This window comes from Psychrobacter sp. G, from assembly GCF_000418305.1.
Taxonomy (GTDB): domain Bacteria; phylum Pseudomonadota; class Gammaproteobacteria; order Pseudomonadales; family Moraxellaceae; genus Psychrobacter; species Psychrobacter cryohalolentis.
The window spans coordinates 1381910-1402003 of record NC_021661.1; the positions used below are offsets into that span (position 1 = coordinate 1381910).

Annotated in this window: 19 protein-coding genes; 7 read left to right on the forward strand and 12 right to left on the reverse strand. The window is 40.7% G+C overall.

The genetic code is table 11. The features are described from left to right. Positions 1–56: 56 nt before the first annotated feature. From accC to PSYCG_RS05830, 4 genes are all read right to left on the reverse strand, one after another. Positions 57–1418 carry an acetyl-CoA carboxylase biotin carboxylase subunit gene (accC, locus tag PSYCG_RS05815; RefSeq protein WP_020443367.1) on the reverse strand — a complete coding sequence of 454 codons (1362 nt, stop codon included), beginning with the start codon at positions 1416–1418 and terminating at the stop codon, positions 57–59. 201 nt (positions 1419–1619) lie between these two features. Continuing rightward, positions 1620–2051 (reverse strand): acetyl-CoA carboxylase biotin carboxyl carrier protein, encoded by a 432-nt coding sequence (gene accB, locus PSYCG_RS05820; RefSeq protein ID WP_020443368.1) that lies wholly within the window; start codon positions 2049–2051, stop codon positions 1620–1622. Positions 2052–2312: 261 nt separating this feature from the next. Continuing rightward, entirely contained in the window at positions 2313–3680 is a 1368-nt protein-coding gene (locus tag PSYCG_RS05825; RefSeq protein WP_011513501.1) for an MATE family efflux transporter, read from the reverse strand. A gap of 379 nt (positions 3681–4059) precedes the next feature. Then, positions 4060–4557: an EVE domain-containing protein gene (locus PSYCG_RS05830; protein WP_020443369.1), complete on the reverse strand. Its 498-nt coding sequence runs from the start codon at positions 4555–4557 to the stop codon at positions 4060–4062. A gap of 229 nt (positions 4558–4786) precedes the next feature. Between PSYCG_RS05830 and hemW the strand changes: the two genes are divergently transcribed. Then, a complete protein-coding gene (gene hemW, locus PSYCG_RS05835; RefSeq protein WP_020443370.1) occupies positions 4787–6112 on the forward strand; it encodes a radical SAM family heme chaperone HemW in 1326 nt (441 codons plus the stop codon). A 96-nt stretch (positions 6113–6208) separates the two neighbouring features. Here hemW and PSYCG_RS05840 read toward each other — a convergent pair whose 3' ends face one another. Further along, on the reverse strand, positions 6209–6349 hold the full coding sequence (locus tag PSYCG_RS05840; protein WP_011280495.1) for an entericidin A/B family lipoprotein: 141 nt from the start codon (positions 6347–6349) through the stop codon (positions 6209–6211). 261 nt (positions 6350–6610) lie between these two features. On the opposite strand from PSYCG_RS05840, the gene PSYCG_RS05845 reads away from it, so the two are divergent. Next, positions 6611–7174: a tRNA (cytidine(34)-2'-O)-methyltransferase gene (locus PSYCG_RS05845; RefSeq protein WP_020443371.1), complete on the forward strand. Its 564-nt coding sequence runs from the start codon at positions 6611–6613 to the stop codon at positions 7172–7174. Positions 7175–7239: 65 nt separating this feature from the next. Here PSYCG_RS05845 and PSYCG_RS05850 read toward each other — a convergent pair whose 3' ends face one another. The 4 genes from PSYCG_RS05850 to tusD form a co-directional block, all read right to left on the reverse strand. Next, a complete protein-coding gene (locus PSYCG_RS05850; protein WP_413771533.1) occupies positions 7240–7605 on the reverse strand; it encodes a TusE/DsrC/DsvC family sulfur relay protein in 366 nt (121 codons plus the stop codon). Between the two features lie 2 nt (positions 7606–7607). After that, complete coding sequence (locus PSYCG_RS05855; RefSeq protein WP_020443373.1) at positions 7608–7946, reverse strand: hypothetical protein; 339 nt, start codon at positions 7944–7946, stop codon at positions 7608–7610. A gap of 75 nt (positions 7947–8021) precedes the next feature. Continuing rightward, positions 8022–8345 (reverse strand): hypothetical protein, encoded by a 324-nt coding sequence (locus PSYCG_RS05860; RefSeq protein WP_020443374.1) that lies wholly within the window; start codon positions 8343–8345, stop codon positions 8022–8024. Positions 8346–8414: 69 nt separating this feature from the next. Further along, on the reverse strand, positions 8415–8846 hold the full coding sequence (gene tusD / locus PSYCG_RS05865; protein WP_041772532.1) for a sulfurtransferase complex subunit TusD: 432 nt from the start codon (positions 8844–8846) through the stop codon (positions 8415–8417). A 422-nt stretch (positions 8847–9268) separates the two neighbouring features. Between tusD and glnE the strand changes: the two genes are divergently transcribed. From glnE to PSYCG_RS05885, 4 genes are all read left to right on the forward strand, one after another. Beyond that, positions 9269–12115 carry a bifunctional [glutamate--ammonia ligase]-adenylyl-L-tyrosine phosphorylase/[glutamate--ammonia-ligase] adenylyltransferase gene (gene glnE / locus PSYCG_RS05870; protein ID WP_020443376.1) on the forward strand — a complete coding sequence of 949 codons (2847 nt, stop codon included), beginning with the start codon at positions 9269–9271 and terminating at the stop codon, positions 12113–12115. Between the two features lie 272 nt (positions 12116–12387). Beyond that, positions 12388–13317 carry a branched-chain amino acid transaminase gene (locus PSYCG_RS05875; RefSeq protein WP_011513510.1) on the forward strand — a complete coding sequence of 310 codons (930 nt, stop codon included), beginning with the start codon at positions 12388–12390 and terminating at the stop codon, positions 13315–13317. A gap of 174 nt (positions 13318–13491) precedes the next feature. Further along, entirely contained in the window at positions 13492–14490 is a 999-nt protein-coding gene (locus PSYCG_RS05880; protein ID WP_041772250.1) for a glycosyltransferase family 4 protein, read from the forward strand. An 11-nt stretch (positions 14491–14501) separates the two neighbouring features. Next, positions 14502–15482, forward strand: coding sequence for a glycosyltransferase family 4 protein (locus PSYCG_RS05885; protein ID WP_020443378.1), 981 nt, complete (start codon positions 14502–14504; stop codon positions 15480–15482). Between the two features lie 9 nt (positions 15483–15491). Here PSYCG_RS05885 and PSYCG_RS05890 read toward each other — a convergent pair whose 3' ends face one another. Together PSYCG_RS05890 and PSYCG_RS05895 are read right to left on the reverse strand one after the other, a co-directional pair. Beyond that, entirely contained in the window at positions 15492–16265 is a 774-nt protein-coding gene (locus PSYCG_RS05890) for a glycosyltransferase family 25 protein (protein ID WP_020443379.1), read from the reverse strand. Next, the gene (locus PSYCG_RS05895; RefSeq protein ID WP_020443380.1) at positions 16266–17831 is read right to left on the reverse strand and encodes a glycosyltransferase family 2 protein; all 1566 of its coding nucleotides are present in this window, start codon (positions 17829–17831) and stop codon (positions 16266–16268) included. 305 nt (positions 17832–18136) lie between these two features. Between PSYCG_RS05895 and PSYCG_RS05900 the strand changes: the two genes are divergently transcribed. After that, the gene (locus tag PSYCG_RS05900) at positions 18137–19258 is read left to right on the forward strand and encodes a glycosyltransferase (RefSeq protein ID WP_020443381.1); all 1122 of its coding nucleotides are present in this window, start codon (positions 18137–18139) and stop codon (positions 19256–19258) included. On the opposite strand, the gene PSYCG_RS05905 is transcribed toward PSYCG_RS05900, so the two are convergent. Then, positions 19251–20093 (reverse strand): hypothetical protein, encoded by an 843-nt coding sequence (locus tag PSYCG_RS05905; RefSeq protein WP_020443382.1) that lies wholly within the window; start codon positions 20091–20093, stop codon positions 19251–19253. The two genes, PSYCG_RS05900 and PSYCG_RS05905, sit on opposite strands and share 8 nt — an antisense overlap. Position 20094 lies beyond the last annotated feature (1 nt).

Genomic DNA, 20094 nt, shown 5'->3' on the forward strand with positions numbered 1-20094 from the left:
TTTTATTGAGAACAAATCTTTATGATAACAATATGTGATATCAATATTTAATCAGTTCACAAGTTGGCTTTTTCTTTATTAGCAGTTAACAATTCTCTTTCAAGATAATGAATATTCTGTGCTTCATGAACAAAATTATCATCTGATAAGATTACATCACGATGCATCGGGATATTTGTTTTGATACCTTCGATAACCAACTCATCAAGTGCCTGTAGCGTTTTAGAAATCGCTTGCTGACGGGTTTGACCATGACAAATAAGCTTACCAATCAAAGAGTCATAGTAACTTGGAATCTCATAGCCAGGATATAGATGTGAGTCAAAGCGGATACCAGCCCCACTAGGTGAATACAGCTGAGTAACCGTACCAGGTGATGGCATAAAGGTCACTGGATCTTCAGCATTGATGCGACATTCAATCGCATGACCTTGAATTTCGATCTCACTTTGGCGATAAGATAAACCGTAGCCAGCTGCGATTTTTAACTGTTCAACGACCACATCAATGCCTGTAATCATCTCAGTAATAGTATGCTCAACTTGTACACGAGTGTTCATCTCAATAAAGAAATATTCATTATTTTCAAATAAAAACTCAAAAGTACCAGCACCGCGGTATTTGACCAGCTTACATGCTTTTACGCAAGCATCTAAGATAGGCTGACGTACATCATCAGGAATATCAGGGGCAGGGGCTTCTTCTAAAACTTTTTGATGACGACGCTGCAATGAGCAATCTCTGTCATATAAATGAATGGCATTACCGTTACCATCGCCAAGTACTTGTATCTCTACATGTCGCGGGTTTTGGAGATAACGTTCCATATAAACCGTATCATCACCAAACCATAGCTCAGCTTCTTGCTTAGCCGCTTGCACTTGACCGATAATTTCTTCAAAGCGCTCAACCACACGCATACCACGACCACCGCCACCCGCTGCCGCTTTAATCAACAAGGGAAAACCGATATTGCGCGCTTGCTCTTCAGCATTGTGTAGCGTCACAGCACCTACTGAACCAGGTACTGTCGGCACACCCGCTTTTTTCATAGCATTGATCGCGGAAACCTTGTTTCCCATCAGACGAATATGATCTGCAGTAGGGCCTACAAAGGTTAATCCAGCTTCTTCAATACGTTCAGCAAATTCAGCATTTTCAGCCAAAAAACCATAACCGGGGTGAATGGCATCAGCGCCAGTAATCTCAGCAGCAGTCAAGATAGTATTGATATTTAGATAGCTTTGATTGGCATTAGGCTTGCCGATACAAATGGCTTCATCAACAAAGCGTAAGTGCATCAAATTGGCATCAGCCGTAGAGTAAACACCAACGGTTTGAATACCAAGGGCTTTACAAGCGCGAACGATACGTAGAGCAATCTCACCTCTATTGGCGATGAGCAGTTTTTTTATCATGGGGTCATCCTTATTGAAGCGGCGTTTTTTAATGGAGTCACTATATTCAGCAATATCAAAACTCATTAAGCCTAGTGATTATCTAACTTTAAAATCTTTAAGCTTAGATATGCTTAAGCTAAAATAGCCTAAGCATAAGTTGATATTGCCTGATAAATAGCACACTCTCCATCAGAACGAAGTAAAGGTTGGCAAATCTGGTTACGCTTTATAGCGTACGATAGGCTGACCAAACTGTACCACTTCAGAATTAGTGACCAAGATCTCATCAATAACACCACTTTGAGTCGCCTCAAGAGGATTCATAATTTTCATCGCTTCAATGATGCCGAGCGTATCACCCGCTTGCACTTTTTGTCCAACCTTTATAAATGGTGGATCATTAGGGCTAGGGGCTGAGTAATAAACGCCAACCATAGGTGATGTCTCAACACTACCTGCTTTCATCGCAGGCTGCGATTCAGGAGTATGAGGTGTAGCAGCACCAGCAGTAGGTGCGGCCATCATCGTTGGCGCCGGCGCATCATAGTGACGAGTCAAACTGATATGCTCGTCATCTGAGCTGATTTCCAAATTAACCAGTTCGCTTTCTTCCATGAGTGCAATGAGGGTGCGTATTTTTTCAATATCCATAATTGTATTTTTGCCTTGTAACAAATTCGAGAAAAATAGTGTAACTAAATATTGTGTAGATAATTGCTAATGATACCTATATTCACGGCAATGAGCAATCGATGTACAGTTGTTAACTGAGTTTTTTTACATATTATGACGTAAGCGCTCGTTTGAGTAAGAAATGCTCAAGAATTTATCATAGTCTATGTGACTTGCGAGCGCCAGTGATGATTATTACAGATAACATTTAGATAAACTTGTGTAAACCTAGTCTTATTATTATCCCCACATTGCCAGCAATCTCTTTTGTTGGTAGCGCAAACGTATGGTAAGTAAAATAGACGATAAAAATAACCCTGTAATTAAAGCCATCCAAAAACCTTGCGCCCCAATATCAGTAAAGCGTACTAGATAAATACCAAGCGGCAGTGCCACTATCCAGTAGCAAAATAGGGTAACCCACATCGGTATTGTAGTATCTTGCATGCCCCGTAATATGCCCGCGACATTGACTTGCCAGCCATCAAATAGCTGATAAGCAAGCGCAAAGATGAGCAAATGCATAGCTTGAGCTCGTACTACAGGATTGTCAGTGAATGCCGCTGCTAATTGTGGTCTAAATAGCCAAACACCAATCATACAAGCAAATGCAATAAGTACCGTCCATATAAGACCGGTTGCTTGTACTTGACGCAGTGCCATTAGGTTTTTTTCACCAAAGCGGTTGGATACCATAATGGTCAGTGCCATCGCGACCGAAATTGGGATCATAAACAACTGCGAGGTCACTGATAGGGCGACTTGGTGCGATGCGGTTGCCAGCTCACCCAATGGACTAATCACCAGTGCGCCTAAGCTAAATAGACTGGCTTCAAAAAAGATAGAGACGCCAATCGGAATACCAAGCTTGAGAAGTTTTTTTATCTGTGCCCGATTTGGGCTGGCAAAGGCATAAAAAAAGCGCGTACTGGCAAATTGCTGACGCTTAGTAAAGCTGGTATAAGCGGCTAATAATAAGACGTTAATCCACAAAACGATAGCAGTTGCTACCCCGCAACCAGCGCCACCCATCTCAGGCATGCCAAACAAGCCATGGATAAAAATATAGTTAAGCGGGATATCTGCAAGCAGCCCTATGATACTAATAACTGTCACTGGCTCAGGTCGACCAAGCGCTTCACAGTAACTACGCAGCACCGCATAAACGGCAATTGCAGGGAAGCCAAATGATACGCCATGCAAATACTGAGTTGCTATCGGTTGTATATTTTCAGGAACACCCATGAGGGCAAGTACATTGGGTGCTAGGTTGACAATGATAAAACCAAGGATACCAATGACACCAGCCGTCCATAATGACTGCTGCGTGATATGTGGTACTTTATCGAGTTGGTTTTGACCAATGGCTTCACCGATCAGAGGCGTAGTCGCAATCAAAATACCTGTTGCTAATAAAAATAATGGTAGCCAAATACCTGAGCCGACAGCGACAGCAGCCAAATCAAGTGCCGAAACTTGACCTGCCATAATGGCATCGACAACACCAAGCGCAGCTTGACAAAACTGGGTGATTAAGATGGGCAGCGCGAGTATACCTAAGCGTAAACTGTAACTTTTAAAATCTACAAAAGACAACGGGAAAACCATAATGAGCAACTTTTATTCTTTACAATAATTATTTTTGATAAACAAATTTTACTAATGAACAAACACAGCCATTAATAAATCAATAGCGAGACAGTAAAATAGGAGGTGTGCGACGATAATACTCCGATAAATAATATGAGCAAGTCCATTTTTAATAACACTAAGCATGCAGAGTGAAAAAAGAATCACTGATGCTAAAATAAAAATAACCCGTCAATTCAAGTGATGAAGTGACAGGTCATAAGTTAATAGAATGGTAAAGAAGTTAGGTTATAATGTAAATGTTTTACAAAGGTTTGATAAATCTCGCATTTATAGGTGTACTCAGCCCTTAATAGAAGAATTAAACATCAATTTTGTGCTTGTAAGCCAGAATTATTCATTCAATAGAGTCAGTATTATCTGATATTAGATTAAGGGTCTCTGCAATATCCATAATTGCATACCAGTGCTTCAGCTCAAGCGGTATGATGGTCAATTGCTCACAGCCTTTTCTCAGTAATAATGAGTCCTCGAGCGCGGGCAGAAACTTTAGCTCTGACAGTGGTAATATATTGTTAAAAGCTTGATTGAAAGTCACATCCACCATATACCATCGCGGATTCTCTGCGGTGGCTTTCGGGTCGTAATGCCGGTGTTCAGGATGAAATTGAGTAATATCAGGATAGCCAGCTTGACTAATAGTCACGATACCAGCAACGCCAGAGGGTTTAGCACTAGAGTGGTAAAAAAACGCCTTGTCACCTACTTGCATGTCATCACGCATAAAATTGCGGGCTCGGTAGTTACGCACGCCATCCCACATCTCTGTTCCTGCACCTTCTAAGTCTTTTATACTAAAACAGCTTGGATTAGATTTTATAAGCCAATATGCCATGGTTTTTATCCTTTTTATATAGTCGGTTATTTATAATTATTTTATATAATAATGGTGATTCTTAGTTATTTTGCCTATAACTAAGAATATTTAACATGAGCCTTTGTCATGGGTTTTGTTATCGATAGAATTTTCTTGAAGTTAGGCTTTTTTTTACTGTGCTTAGCCGTTATCCTAGCGGTATTTTCTGCTATTGATGGCAGTTACCTATTTATAGATAAGTCCGCTTATGTCAAATATCAAACCTAATCAACTGTCTCAGCAAGCAAAGCCTTTTCATGATGGTCATTCGAATGCAGTAGAAGTGACAGACATTCCATTGGCGTTATACATCCATATCCCGTGGTGTGTCAAAAAATGCCCATACTGTGATTTTAATTCACATGAGCTACCACTAGACAGTCAGCTGTCCATGTATGATGAATATGTCGATGCATTATTGCAAGATGCTGCTATGCAGCAGATATTGACCCAAGGACGTGAGATTAGCTCCATATTTATAGGCGGTGGTACGCCGTCGTTGTTGCCCATTGCTCAATACCAGCGCTTGTTTGATGGTTTAAAGAAATATTATCAATTTTCTAGCGACATCGAAATCACCATGGAGGCAAATCCAGGCACCCTTGAGCATGCGCCATTTGCTGAGTATTTAGAGGTGGGTATTAATCGCCTATCGATAGGTGTGCAGAGCTTTTCTGCTGAACAATTAACCACGCTTGGACGTATTCATAATCCTACTCAAGCGCTATCTGCAATTAAAGCAGCTCGAGAAGCTGGATTTGAGCGCGTAAACGTGGATTTGATGCATGGACTACCAGAGCAAACCATGAGCGAGGCGTTAGACGATATTCAAATGGCACACGATGCTGGTGCGACCCATATCTCATGGTATCAGCTGACCATTGAGCCAAATACCGTATTCTATCGCAGTCAGCCAATTTTACCCAATGAGGATCGCTTGGCAGATATAGAAGAATCTGGTCAGACATTATTACAGAATTTAGGCTATTGCAATTATGAGGTATCAGCATGGTCTGGGGCAGGGGATAAGCCTTGTCAACATAACGTCAACTACTGGCAGTTTGGTGACTATTTGGCCATTGGGGCGGGTGCTCATGGAAAAGTCACTATTGGACAAGATATTATCGGACAAGATATCGGCAATGAGATGGCGACTGACATATGGAGTATTGATAGCGAAAATACTCAATCAGGTATCTATCGCTTTAGTAAATCCCGTATGCCAAAAAGTTATATAGAATATGAAGAAGCTCATGTCCAAGATGGGGCATCAATATCAGCGCCAAAAATGGTTGGCTGGCAAGCGATTGATGAAGAGGAGTTGGTTAGTGAGTTTATGCTTAATGCCTTACGTTTGCATGGTGGCGTAGCATGGTCGTTATTTGAAGCACGTACGGGGCTAAGTTATGACAGCATTGCAATACAAGTTGCTACATTAATCGAGCAAGGTCTATTGATAGATCATCCGGAACAGTTGCAACCGACAGAACTTGGTAAAAGGTATCTCAATCAAATATTAAGAGCATTTTTATAGCGAAGTATGCTCGTTAAGTGTTCAGAACTTAAGCTTAATAAAAAAGGGCTTATCACATAGATGATAAGCCCTTTAAACAACCTAAATATTTAAAGCTTAGATTTTGTTTTGTACTTCTTGTGCAGTACCGCTTACAGCACTACCAGCGCTTGATACGTCTTGGCCTAGACCTTTAAAAGTGTTACAACCAGTTAATACAAACATAGCAGCCAAAGATGCGATAACTAATTTTTTCATGGTATATTCCTCAAAAAAGACAGATACAGATAAGTAGTGTAGTAACAGTGAAACTTGATGTTGATCCTAAGTTACACTGCAAGATGATAACAGACGATGACAATATTTTTATATTATCCCCTTGTCCGTTACAGCCATCATAATCAAAGTTAAAATACGTGCCCAGTATCAAAATGTAATTATTGGCAGTAAACTGTAACTTTTAATTACCTTTGCCATATAAGTCAGAAAAATAACCCTAATGCTAATGACGGAGAGAGTATGACCATTCATATCGTGCTGGTAGCGCCAAAAATGCCCAGTAACACGGGCAATATCATTCGTCTGTGTGCCAATAGTGGGGCGCAGCTGCATTTAGTCAAACCATTAGGGTTTGAGCTGGATGATAAAAAATTGCGCCGTGCAGGATTAGATTATCATGAGTATGCCCATCTGCAAGTACACGACAATTGGTCAATAGCAAAGCAAGCATTGCAGGATGCTGACTGTCATACCATTACGGCATTGACCACCAAGTTAAGTAAGCCTTTTTATGATTATGATTTTGGTGGACAAGAGACTGCAGAGTCGGGCAGTGATTTTTCTGGAAATAATGTGGCCATGGTTTTTGGCTCAGAAACAGCGGGACTGGCAGATGATATACGTGAAGATATTGGCGCTGATAACTGGCTACGATTGCCGATGCTAGCAGATTCACGCAGTTTGAATCTGTCGAACAGCGTGGCAATATGTTTATATGAGGTATGGCGACAACAAGGATTTGGCGGTGATGAAGGTCGTAGTATCGGCTATGAGACACTCACCGTCTACGACCCTAAAGAGTAATTTTTATTATTAAAATTAAAAAAGGCAGATAAAGAAAATAATTTATCTGCCTTTTTTATGGTCATTTATAAGCAATTAGGCGGTTTGGGCAGCCCAGCAAGGCGATTGACATGGCGGGCGACCAAGCCGGTATTGAACAGCTGCTGCAACTTTTGATTGCTGATGTCATCATCAGGTAAAGTCTGCTGCAGCCATTTTATTAGTGGGCGCGTGGCAGGTGCGTGATTGAATTTTACAAAAAAAGCTCGTACTTGCTGTAACACTGCCAAGCGCTCAGTATCTAAGACGATATCCAAGGTATTAGCTAGCTGCTGTGCAATAACGGGCGTCCAGACGGTGTGGTCGCATAAATGTCCATCTTGATCCAATGCTACATCGTCTAATGCTAAATCGATTGAGCTCAGAGAGGATGTAGACGAGTTAGTAGACATACTCATAAGGCAATCGTCACGACTTTATCAAAGCGGCTGTCTTGGGTCATCGCTACCCATTCTGCATCGCTTAAAATACCAGTGAGCTTTGCCGCTAGATTAAGCTTCGCTGCGGTATTTTCATGCAACTGTGCCACATCGTCGGCAAGCGCGTAAATACCAGCAATGGTTTCTATTTCCATATTCTCGATATCGCCCAAATATGCATTGAACCAATCTATAAATGCGACGGTTGTACCCAACAAAAGGATGCTATCGCCCGCCTGCCATGACAACGCCATTTGTTCCGTAGTGCGTCTGAGCGTATCCATACTGCTATGTAATTGATATAAAGTTGCCATACTCGTGTCCGATTGCTTGCTATAGGTTTGAAACAATAAAATTTTACATCAGCTTTGCTATTTATAGCTTTAAGATTAAAAAGTGAGAATTTGCTCAAATACTTGTAAATTTACTTCTTCTGGCATCAAGACTAACTGCGTTGCCAAGTCCGTCGGTAGCATACCAGCTATCCAGCCACTAAAAACATCGTCAGGTAGCCACGCTGGCGGCATGTCATAAAGCTCAAGCGCTTGAATCATACCTTGCAAGCGTGAGTTTGGCTGCATTAAAAATCCAAAGACGGGCGCATCCAAATACAGCTGCACTTCGTGCCCAAAGGTTGCCAAAGTCAAAGCCAGCGCACAGCCTTCATAGCTTGCCATTTCAGTGGGCGTATGCAGCCGAATGAGTAATTTCATGAGGTTTTCCTAATCTTGTTTGTCGCTATCTATTGGTATCAAACTGAATTTTTATTTCCATCATCTTTATTAGAATTGTAGTAAGCGACAGTCGCCTTGCATCATCATAGCAAGCTCACTCAGACCTACTAGCTTAAAACCTGTCGCTAGATTTTCTGTCTCTAACTGATGACGGCTGCTGTTGTCCGTATCACTAATACCGCGACTGAGTGCCGTACTGACGCATACTGGCAGTACAAGATTATACTGTGCTGCCAGTGCCTGCCATTCTTGGGTAATGTTTGATTGATCGGCTGACTGCCACCTTAAACGATTGGCAGTATGTGCTGCATCTGCATAAAAAAAGATGTTTAATACAGAGTTTTCATGATTGGTGCTATTAGGCGCATTATCGGCTAAAGAGGCGTTCTGTAGATAAGCGCGCGCATAGCGTAATGCCAGATAGGCAAGTGGATGGCTTGGGTCAGCGGTAATCAAAAGTAGAGGTGTTGAGAGTGTCATAATGGCGGTATCACATAGTATTAATAAGCATTGAATAATGAGTATTGAAAAAGAACTGAGACCTTGTGTGGCTGTATATTGTATCATCATTCAGCGCTTTTTCATTTTTTGCAAGTATAGTCAATTCTAAATAAAACAGATACGTTATGTTCCAACCTAGTACTGGTATAAATTTTTCTGGCGTGCTGTGCCTACGCCGACAGAGGCTGCGTAAAACTCATCCCAGTCCTACTGTAGCGCTTTAATACTGAATTCGCTATATGCTTGCTCTTGGCAGCGTATTACTTTATTTATGTTACTATAAAAGCATGGTGTTTCACTGATCCATAGCAGTTGTGACCGTTCCGTAAGAAAAAACAATAAACTTATTCGCCCAGTTCACGTAGGCTTATGGCTCTATGCTGCAATGAGGTAACATCATTATGCTATCTACCACCCCCAATGGTAACGGCTATCAGCCCACATCAGAACAGCTACAAGTATTGCAAACTGCCAGTGAGTTTGCTTATCAAATTTGGCAAAGTCGTACGGGCGCCTGCCAGACGTTTTTACGCAGTTATCCTTTAGACACGACCTTAACGCGCCAACAGATTGATGACCTGATACAAGATTATACATTGGACGAAAATTATCAGCTTGGTCATGAAACCAAAGTGATGAGTGGTTTACGCAATTTGCGTATGCTACTGATGATGCGTTGGGTATGGCAAGACGCATTGGCAGTGATTGAACTTGAGCAATTGACCGACGAGTTGTCCGAATTCGCTGATGGTTGTATTTTATTTGCGAAAAACTATACCTATCAGCAGTTGGTGACTCAATATGGTCAGCCTACCTTTATTAATGAGAAAGGCAATGCGCAAGTCGATGATATGGCGATTATGGCAATGGGCAAGCTTGGCGCTCATGAGCTGAATTTATCAAGTGACATTGACCTGATCTTTATCCATCAAGCGCGCGGTGAAACTGATGGGGATAAAACCAAAGGCACACGCAGTATCGACAATAAACGTTTTATGACGCGCCTTGGTCAAGGTATTATTAAGCTGCTCGATAACAATACAGCAGATGGTTTTGTGTTTCGGGTAGATATGCGCCTGCGCCCATGGGGCGATGGTAGTGATTTAGCGATTCATCTATCGGCGTTGCAAAAGTACTTTTCTCAGCATGGGCGGGCATGGGAACGATTTGCTTGGTTAAAAGCCCGTGTGGTTGGACACATAGAGCGACCATTCTATGACGACATTCAAGCACTTATTAAGCCGTTTGTCTTTCGATATTACGTCGATTATAGTGCTTTTTCGGCATTACGAGAGATGAAGTCTCTGATCCAAAATCAAGTCGCTCAGCGTGAAGATTTGGACAATATCAAACTCGGTGCTGGTGGTATTCGAGATATCGAGTTTATCGTTCAAGCTTTCCAGTTGATTTATGGCGGACGGCATCCGCAGCTACAGGTCAAATCTTGTTTAAAGGCAATGCAGGCGTTGTATGAGCTTAAGTATTTAGAAGAAACCACTTATCAAGAACTGCAGAGTGCTTATCGGTTTTTACGCCGGCTTGAGCACGGTATTCAAGCGATCAATGACCAGCAAACCCAGCGTCTTCCTCATGATGTGCATTGGCAGCACAATCTTGCGCTCACGCTTGGGTTTGAAGACTGGGCTGCATTATTAAATACGCTTAATTATCATCGATATCATGTCAATATGCCGTTTGAGCGTATGGTTACTGAAAGGCAAGTACCGGATCACGATGATGAGCTAGAACCTACTAACTTGGATGAACAAGTGGCTCGTTTAAATGACGTGTTGACGGAAGAGAATCATAGTCAATTGCAAAATTTTTGGCAGTCAAAAATGGTTGCCAATTTAAGCGATGAGGCTCGTGAACGCTTGGACGGAGCGTATCCAGTAATTGTGCATGCGCTACTTGCTCATCAAGATCAGCAGCAACTGGCGAATACCGCATTGCCGCGCTTGATTGCCTTGCTTGAAGCGATTTGTCGTCGTTCTATCTACTTGGTTATGATTGCAGAGAACCCAAACGCCACGGTTGAGTTGATTCCGATGCTGTCTGCTAGCCCTTGGATTGCCAAAGAGCTGGCACAGTATCCAGTGTTATTAGATACATTTTTACAGCAACGCTATCGGCATTTACCAGACAAGCTTGAGCTGCGTGATATCTTGCGTCAGCAGTTATTAAGAGTAGAGCCTAATGACGAAGAAAAGCTGCTTAGCGTATTACGATTATTTAAAAAGAATCAAGTATTAGCGGTTGCCGCCAGTGATGTGTTGGCTGAACGTCCAATCATGAAGGTGTCGGATTCTCTAACTTATATTGCTGAAGTGGTATTAGAAGCGGCGCTTGAACGTGCTTTTGCTGAAATTGTGAAACGTTATGGTTATCCTATTGGCCAAGATGGCGATCCGGTCACCGAAGCGGATTGCGGCTTTGCTATTATCGGCTATGGCAAGCTTGGCGGTCTTGAGTTGTCTTATTCATCAGATTTAGATTTGGTGTTTTTGCATAAAATAAAAGAGCAGGGTATGACCACGGGTGAAAATTCGGTCAGTGGCATGAAGTTTGCGGCACGCTTGGCGCAAAAGCTCATGACCTATCTTAATACTCAAACCCGTGATGGCCGTGCTTATGAGGTGGATATGCGCCTGCGTCCCTCCGGCAATGCTGGCATGATGGTGGTGTCTTGTCATGCGTTTGAAACCTATCAGCTTGAGAAAGCTTGGTCATGGGAGCATCAAGCGCTGGTACGGGCGCGTGCAATCTGCGGTGATAAACGCGTCACAGCCCGTTTTTGTGATATTCGCCGTACGGTCTTAGCATTACCGCGCACAATTGAGGAAGTACGTATCGAAGTGACAAGTATGCGTATCAAAATGCAAAAGCATCTGGGTACGAGCCAATGGCAACAGCAAGCGGGTAAGTTTCATCTTAAACAAGATGCAGGCGGTGTCATTGATATCGAGTTTTTGGCACAATTTGCCGTACTGGCCTATTCGCATGAACATCCAACCTTGACCAAATGGAGCGATAACGTCCGTATCTTTGAAGAGATGGCGACACTAGGTATTTGGGAGAGTGAGATCTGTCAAGATTTGACGGATGCTTATTTGCGCATAAGGGCTGCAACGCATCAATTGGCACTATCCGAGCAGTCATTACTGGTCGATGAGTCGCTTTGGACTGAAACCCGTGCACTCGTACAGGCGCAGTGGCAGCATTTGATGGGTGTGGAATCGACAGAATAGCGATATTAAAACGGCTGTGCTGAATGAAAGGACAGTGTTAAGACAGTCTTGGCACTGATATTTAACGCCATATAAATAAAGGCACGGCAGTAATGAACTAAAATATTTCATTTGCTTGGCGTGCTGGTGATATAATCATTTGCGCATTAAATTTGCACATGATATTGGTGCATTAAAACAGACACTCAGTGTCATTATAAAATTTTAATTAAAACATTTACTTAACACTCAACAAAAAAGTTAGACGTTAGCGCTAGCATAAGGATTATTAGATGAATATGGCAACAAAGGAAGGCAAGCTTTGGATGAATGGCACGATGATTGAACAGCCAGATGCCAAAATTCATGTGCTTACGCACAGCATGCATTATGGTATCGCAGTCTTTGAAGGCGTCCGTGCCTATCAAACTGCTGATAACCGTACCGCGATTTTCCGCTTAAAAGAACATACTGAGCGTCTGCTAGGTTCGGCAAAGATTTTCCAAATGGATGTGCCTTTTGATGCAGCAACACTTGAGCAAGCACACAAAGATGTGGTCAAGCAGAACAATCTAGCAGAAGCTTATATTCGCCCGCTAATTTGGTTCGGTGCCGAAAAACTGGGTCTATCATCACGTGATAATAGCGTTAATGCCATGGTAGCTGCTTGGCATTGGGGCGCGTACCTTGGTGAAGAAGGTATCAAAAACGGGATTCGTGTAAAAACGTCATCATATACCCATCATTTGCCAAACGTGACCATGTGTAAAGCAAAAGCCTCAAGCAACTACCCAGTATCTATCATGGCGAACCAAGAAGTGACCCGTAACGGCTATGACGAAGCCATCTTGATGGATCCACAAGGCTATGTCTGCCAAGGCGCTGGCGAGAACTTATTTTTAGTTAAAGATGGTGTATTGCATACCCCTGATTTAGCAGGCGGGGCACTTGACGGTATCACGCGTCGAACTATTGTCCAATTCGCTGAAGATTTGGGCATTAAAGTTGTTGAGCGTCGTATCACTCGTGATGAGTTTTACTTAGCGGATGAAATATTTATGACTGGTACCGCTGCTGAAGTCACGCCTATTCGTGAATACGATGATCGTACTATCGGTAATGGTGGTCGCGGACCCTTGACTGAAAAGCTGCAAACCTTGTACTTTGATGTGGTCCATGGTCGTAATGAGCAGTATATGGATTGGTTAAGTTTTATTGACTGATTGTGTTACTTTATTTTTTTAAAAAAGCTGGACGTCACTGTCCAGCTTTTTTATGATTAAATGATTCTTTTTAAGTAGAGCTATTAAATAACTATATTCATAAATAGTCTACAATAACTGCTTTTTAAAGTATTTTACTAATCTGGTTTGAATGCACATTATATCGAGGTAGCTGTGAAAATCCTTCATGTTCTGCTTACTAGGATGCCTATACCGCCTTTAAAATATGGAGGCACTGAACGTGTTGTTTGGGCATTATATAAAGGGCAAAAAGAGTTGGGGCATGACGTTAAGTTCATGACCAAGCATCAGAACCAACATCCTGATTCAATTTTATACAATCCTGCTCAGGGAATTGAAGATCAAGTAGAAGGCTGGGCCGATGTTATTCATTTCCATTTCTTATTTCAAGGGACATTAAAAACCCCTTTTGTTTGTACAACGCATAACCAACAGATTACCCCTGCTATATTTCCTAAGAATACTATATTTCTGGGGAAATTACATGCCGAACGTAGTGGGGGAGAAGCGTATGTTTATAATGGCTTATACTGGGAGGATTATGAGCAACCTAATATAAATCAGCCAGAAAACTATGTACATTTTTTAGCGAATGCAAAATATAAAGACAAAAATTTAAAAGACAGTGTGGATATTGCAAGACAAGCAAATAAAAAATTGCATGTTATTGGTAGTAAACGTTACTGCTTAAAATGGCGTAAAGACGGCAAATATCAACCTTATATTTATCCGGGTAATGATCTTAAGTTTTATGGCATGATTGGCGGTGACAAGAAGAATAAGGTTATTCGCAACTCGCAAGCGTTGATTTTTCCTGTACTAACAAATGAGGCTTTTGGCTTAGCTATGATTGAAAGCTTATATTTAGGCTGCCCTGTTATTGGTAGTCGATGTGGTTCTCTGCCAGAGCTCATCAATCAAGATGTCGGTGTTAGTACCGACAGTAAAAGTGTGATGATAGATACTCTAAGAAATATTGGACAATTTAGTCGTCAGCGCTGTCATGATTATGCACGAGACACATTCAATCACCTTGTGATGAGTAAGAACTACTTATATTTTTATGAAAAAGTCTTAAATGGTCATGCTTTACATGAGACAGCACCTGAGGTGACTCAAAATCTCCCATATGATTTTGTCTTAAAAGATTAAAAGGTTAAATGATGAAAATATTACATGTACTTTTGACTCAGTTAAGTATTCCACCCAAAGATTATGGTGGTACTGAACGAGTGTTATGGGGATTGTATCAAGGACAAAAATCACTAGGGCATGAAGTCAGGTTTTTAACCAAGCACAAAAGCTCACATAAAGATGCGGTCTATTTTGATGAGCAACTGCCTTTAGAAAAGCAAATAGAAGGGTGGGCAGATATCATTCACTTTCATTTTCGCTATGATAATGATATCGATACTCCATTTGTGTGTACTGAACACAGTAACAGCGAGATTGAACAAGAATATCCTGTCAATACGATCTATTTATCAAAGAAGCATGCGGAAAACTATAATGCCAATTGCTATGTGCACAATGGTTTGTATTGGAATGATTATGGCGAGCCAGACTTTAATCCTAAAAACTATGTCCATTTTTTAGCAAAAGCTTCTTGGCGAATTAAGAACCTGCAAGGAACTGTGAAAATAGCGCAGCAAGCGGATATTCCGCTACATGTATTAGGCGGCGATCGTTTTAACATCCGTCGGAACCCTTATTTTTATACGTCCTCAAAACTGACCTTCCATGGAATGGTCGGTGGTGAGCAAAAAAATCAGTTACTCCGTCACTCCAAAGGATTGCTCTTTCCCGTGTTATGGCATGAGCCTTTTGGATTGGCAGTCATTGAAAGCCTATATCTGGGTTGTCCTGTGCTGGCAACACCTTTTGGGTCTCTACCAGATATCATCACGCAAGAGGATGTTGGCGTTTTATCTGACAGTTATGCCGAGCTTGTTGAGGCGACTAAAAATATTGATAGATTTGATAGACGTGCTTGTCATCATCATGCGCAGACGTATTTTAGTCATGTTGCCATGGCAAAAGGCTATATGGAATGCTATGAAAAAGTGCTTGCAGGCGAAGTACTTAATGCAACTAAACCAAGAGCCAAAGCAAATATTAAAGAAAGATTAAAAATGAGAGACTGATTTAGTGAATTAGTCGAAAGGGACGATAGTGTAAAACGTACGTTTACCGATACTACGTTTAATCTTTTTGAAATAATGTTTTAGGTCTCGTGGATCTTTCGATCTGATTTTTCTATGCTCTATGCGTCCAGCTTCCAGATCGCTTGCTAAAGTAGGATTATCTGCTTCTAAGAAAGTTGATTGTATGCTTAAAGCAGGAGAGATTTGGTAGACTGATATTCGAGGTAAGAATTTATCAAAAATCATTTCGTCTATTGGCACGTAGTCTTTTTCATTGAGAGATCTGATCTGATGAAGTAGTGTTTTTGCGCCTTTATTTGAAATAATATAAGCCGCTGCTCCGGTATGCCAGTTTTCTAACTTTAAAAAACATCTCTCTCCATAATTGATTTCTTTTTCACTACAATGTGTTTTCTCTAATGCTGTTTCTAATTTGATAATATCCATGTCAATTAAGTTATCTAATATCCATTGATTATCAGTGAGAAAATTATTAGCATTTTCTCCTAAGTATATATCGTCCTCAAATATTGACATATATTCGAGATTGTCGTCTATTATTTTTTGCCATAAGCAAACATGGCTCAAAAAACAAGCTTTTTCTATAAGTGATAAACGCTCACTTTCTGCCAAGCGTAAACCTAATGCTTTAGACACTTCCGTCAATTGAGAGATTGTTATCGCATCATAGAATTCAAAAGGGATGTTTTGCTTTGTAAATTCTTGAATGATGTGCTGACGACGATCAGTCGCGGTTGTTAAGCTGATGACATGGTTCTGCATTCAATCTTTTCCTTGGTTAAGCTGCCAAAGCATTATATATTTATCCATTGTGTAGCCTAATGAGGCGAAAGCCAAAATATAGCCATAAGCCCCGCCTAATATGTCAGCACGCATGATGTATTCACGAAAGAAAGAAAACCAAGAACGTAATAACATGCCTAAAAGCGTTACCTTTTTACCTTTATGATGTTTTTCTCTTGCCCAATCATGACTGTAGCGCACATTTTTCATCAAAAAATGGTGTAAATTATCATTGGTAATATGCAATAGATAACCTTTCAATACCTCACTTGGAACGCCTTTTTGATCTAACGATTCATGAACGTCTAAATTAGAATATTTAAATAAGCTATTGGCATATAATCGTGCCAGTTTATCCGTATACCATATTCGTTTCTGTACTTCGACGCCGCAAAACTGATTGACTCGAGCCACACTAAATACTCTATCAGTCTGTAGCGGCTCATTTAATAACCTAGCAATAGAATGTCTTAAATTATTCTCTAGGCGTTCGTCTGCATCTAGTACTAAGACATAATCACAAGTAGCATAAGATTGTGCCAACTGTCGCTGTTTGCCGAAGCCTTGCCACTGTTCATTGACGTACCATTTAGCACCATACTGTAGGGCAATGGCTTTAGTATCATCTGTGCTACCAGAATCCAAAATAATGATTTCATCTACAATATCTTGTACTGTTTTTAAACATGCTTGTAAATGCTTGCCTTCATTTTTTACAATCATTACTAAAGACAAGCTGCTTTGTTTTTTCGATACGTCTACTGGCTGTAAGTTTTCAGCTATTTCCAACGATTTTATAAATGCTTGCTCTGTTTTATTGTATGTTAGGTCATATAAAATAGCGTATTTATTAAAGGTATACTGCATAAATAGCAGCGAATATATGAGTCCGTATTTGCCTTTTAAGAAGCGTCCATCTATTAGGTACTGCTTAATAAATGCCCAAATTGGATTGAAAATAACTTTATAAAAGCTAATTTTTCTACCTTTTTTATGGCGATCCTCAGCCCACGCCTTAGCATAATCTAAACGTTTTTGTAGCCAAAATAGTGGCGTTTCGGCTGTATGATGGCGCATAAACCCATCTAATGTCTTGGTAATAGCATTATGTAGGACGACAGATTCATGGACTAGATTTTCATTATAATAAAAGTGACAGGGATATAAACGCCAGTGTGCTTTTATTGCCCAATAGCTAGGGTCAATTTCGTGCCCAAAAATACAATCAATACGCTTAATACCATAGACTGTATTATCAGGTTTTTGTGTGATGATCTTTAGTATACTTTCTTTAAGCTGAGGAGTAACTTCTTCATCAGCATCTAATGCAAAAATCCAATCACCGGTCGCATATGACTGTGCCAATTGACGTTGTTTGCCAAATCCTTGCCAATCTGTATTGACATACCATGTTCCGCCATATTGCTCTACGAGCTGACGGCTATTATCGGTGCTGCCTGAGTCTAATACGATGATTTCATCAGCCAATCCTTGCAGAGAAGGTAAAGTAATAGCAAGGTTTTTGGCTTCATTTTTAACTATCATTACTACTGATAAGCGGTATGACCTAATATTTTTTACATGATTCACACCATATGCTCCTGTAGATAGTGATTTAGATTTGCATCAAAATAAGGGCTAATACCCTAAAAAATGGTAGCCTACAGTTTAATTAGACAATAACAAATGTATTAGCGAATGAATAAAAAAATGTTTTAATAGATGCTTGTTCGTAATATAAAAATAGAGGAGACTAGCATACAAAGGTAGAGCGCTGCAATATTAAACAATTATTTTACGGCTATTTATTATACCAAGATAGGCATCACAAGTATGAAAGACGGGTTACTATGATAACTAGCAATAAACCAACTATTTTACTAATATTAAAAGCGTTAGAAGGGCGCGGTGCAGAACGTATGGTCACGACATTGGCGCGTGCCTATATAGATATGGATTATGATGTCCATGTGCTTTGCCTAGAAGATACGACAGATATGTGCTTAGATTCTCGCGTGCATTACCACATCGTCCCTTATAATCAGCCGCTTTTTAATATAGAAACTGAGCAAGCCACCGCTTATAAACAGGTTGCAGCGCGCATTGATGAATATGTGCTAAAAAATATCGGAACACCTAAATTAATCTTGGCCAATATTTACAAGGTTAATTGGATTATGGCATATAGTAAGCTACCAAATATAGTGAACGTATTGCACACCGCAGTGTCCAAACAATTTCAAGAGAAGCTAGCAATCATACCTGCTCAAACCATAAGTCATTTAAAAGTGGTTTACGGTGCTCATCCGTGCAGTTGTGTCAGTGAAGGCGCATGCCAAGATTTATTGGCATTAATAGGTAACTTAAATAGAACCACGACAATTTATAACCCATGCGATGTCAGTCAAATTCAGCAATTGGCCAGTGAACATTTTCATATTGAGGAGTTTGGCTTGACTGATAAAGGTTATATTATTCATGTCGCTTCGTTTGACGCTATGAAGGGTCATCGTGATTTACTGCAGGCCTATGCCAAAACAGAGCGCAGACTACCATTGGTTTTGGTAGGTAAAGGTCGACTTGAAGATGAAATAAAACAATTAGCGATTGAGTTAAAAATTGAGAATAAAGTATATTTTTTAGGCTTTCATGCCAATCCTTATCCGTTGATTGCGGGAGCCGCACTGCTCGTCATGACCTCTAAGTATGAGGGCTTTGGTTATGTTATCGTCGAAGCGCAAGCCTTAAATGTACCTGTTATCAGTACGGATTGCCCCTTTGGTCCAAGAGAGCTGTTACCACAGAAAAATCTAGTTGCTATTGATGATATTGAAGGGTTGGCAGCGCTAATAAGTCAGGCATTAGATAATGCGAATCAATTTATAACGCCGTTAAATCAGCAGCTATTACCAAAACACATTGCACAGCAGTATTTAGATTTTTCGCTATCAATAGTAAATGATATTAACTAAAGTCGAAAAGTGATTGAGAGATAGGAGAGTGATTGGTAACGCGCACGCCATATTGTTGATAAGTTTTGGCTAATAAATTAAATGACGGTACAATAGTATTGCTGATGACATTATTTAGCGTCGTGGGCGCGCTACGCTCTCTATCTTCATAAAACCGCGGCTCGTTACTATTAAGTAGATCAACACCATATAAATGCAGTGCGTTTGCACCACGGGAGAAAGCCAGCTGCGTTGCTACATAAGCCACTGTTCCAGCTTCTACAAAGCCGTAGGTGATGTCTAAGGACAACCCGATAGGTGATGGCTGATGATAGCTATCGATAACAAATTTAGCATGCTTAGCAAATGCTGATAGTGGCGTTTTTCTATTGAGCGCTTGGTATCGTGACTCCTTACCTAACAGCAAAAGACTAAATTCTGAATCATTTCCTTTAACACCCCACGGTCTGTCAACAAGATAGATAATACGCATCTTATGATGATATTTTTTTATGATTTCAGGATGGGCACTGACCAATGCTTCTAATACTGCCAAGGTGGCATATAAGGGCTGACCGGTGTAGTATTCGTTTAATATATCGGGCTGATGGAGGATAAAACGTGCATCACTAATGACATAACCGACGACTTTGGTAAAGCTATACTGAGCGGTGAGACTAATACTACCATTAATAAAAATCGTGGCTGTATCTAGTAAAGGTATAAAATCTACCTCAGCAATAGAGGGACCTGAAGCAATGATATTGACAGCTTGTCGGTCAAGGTTTTGTTGATTTTCTTTTGCGTTAAATGCGTGAATAGGGAACGGCTGATTACCAACCTCAAACTCAATCATA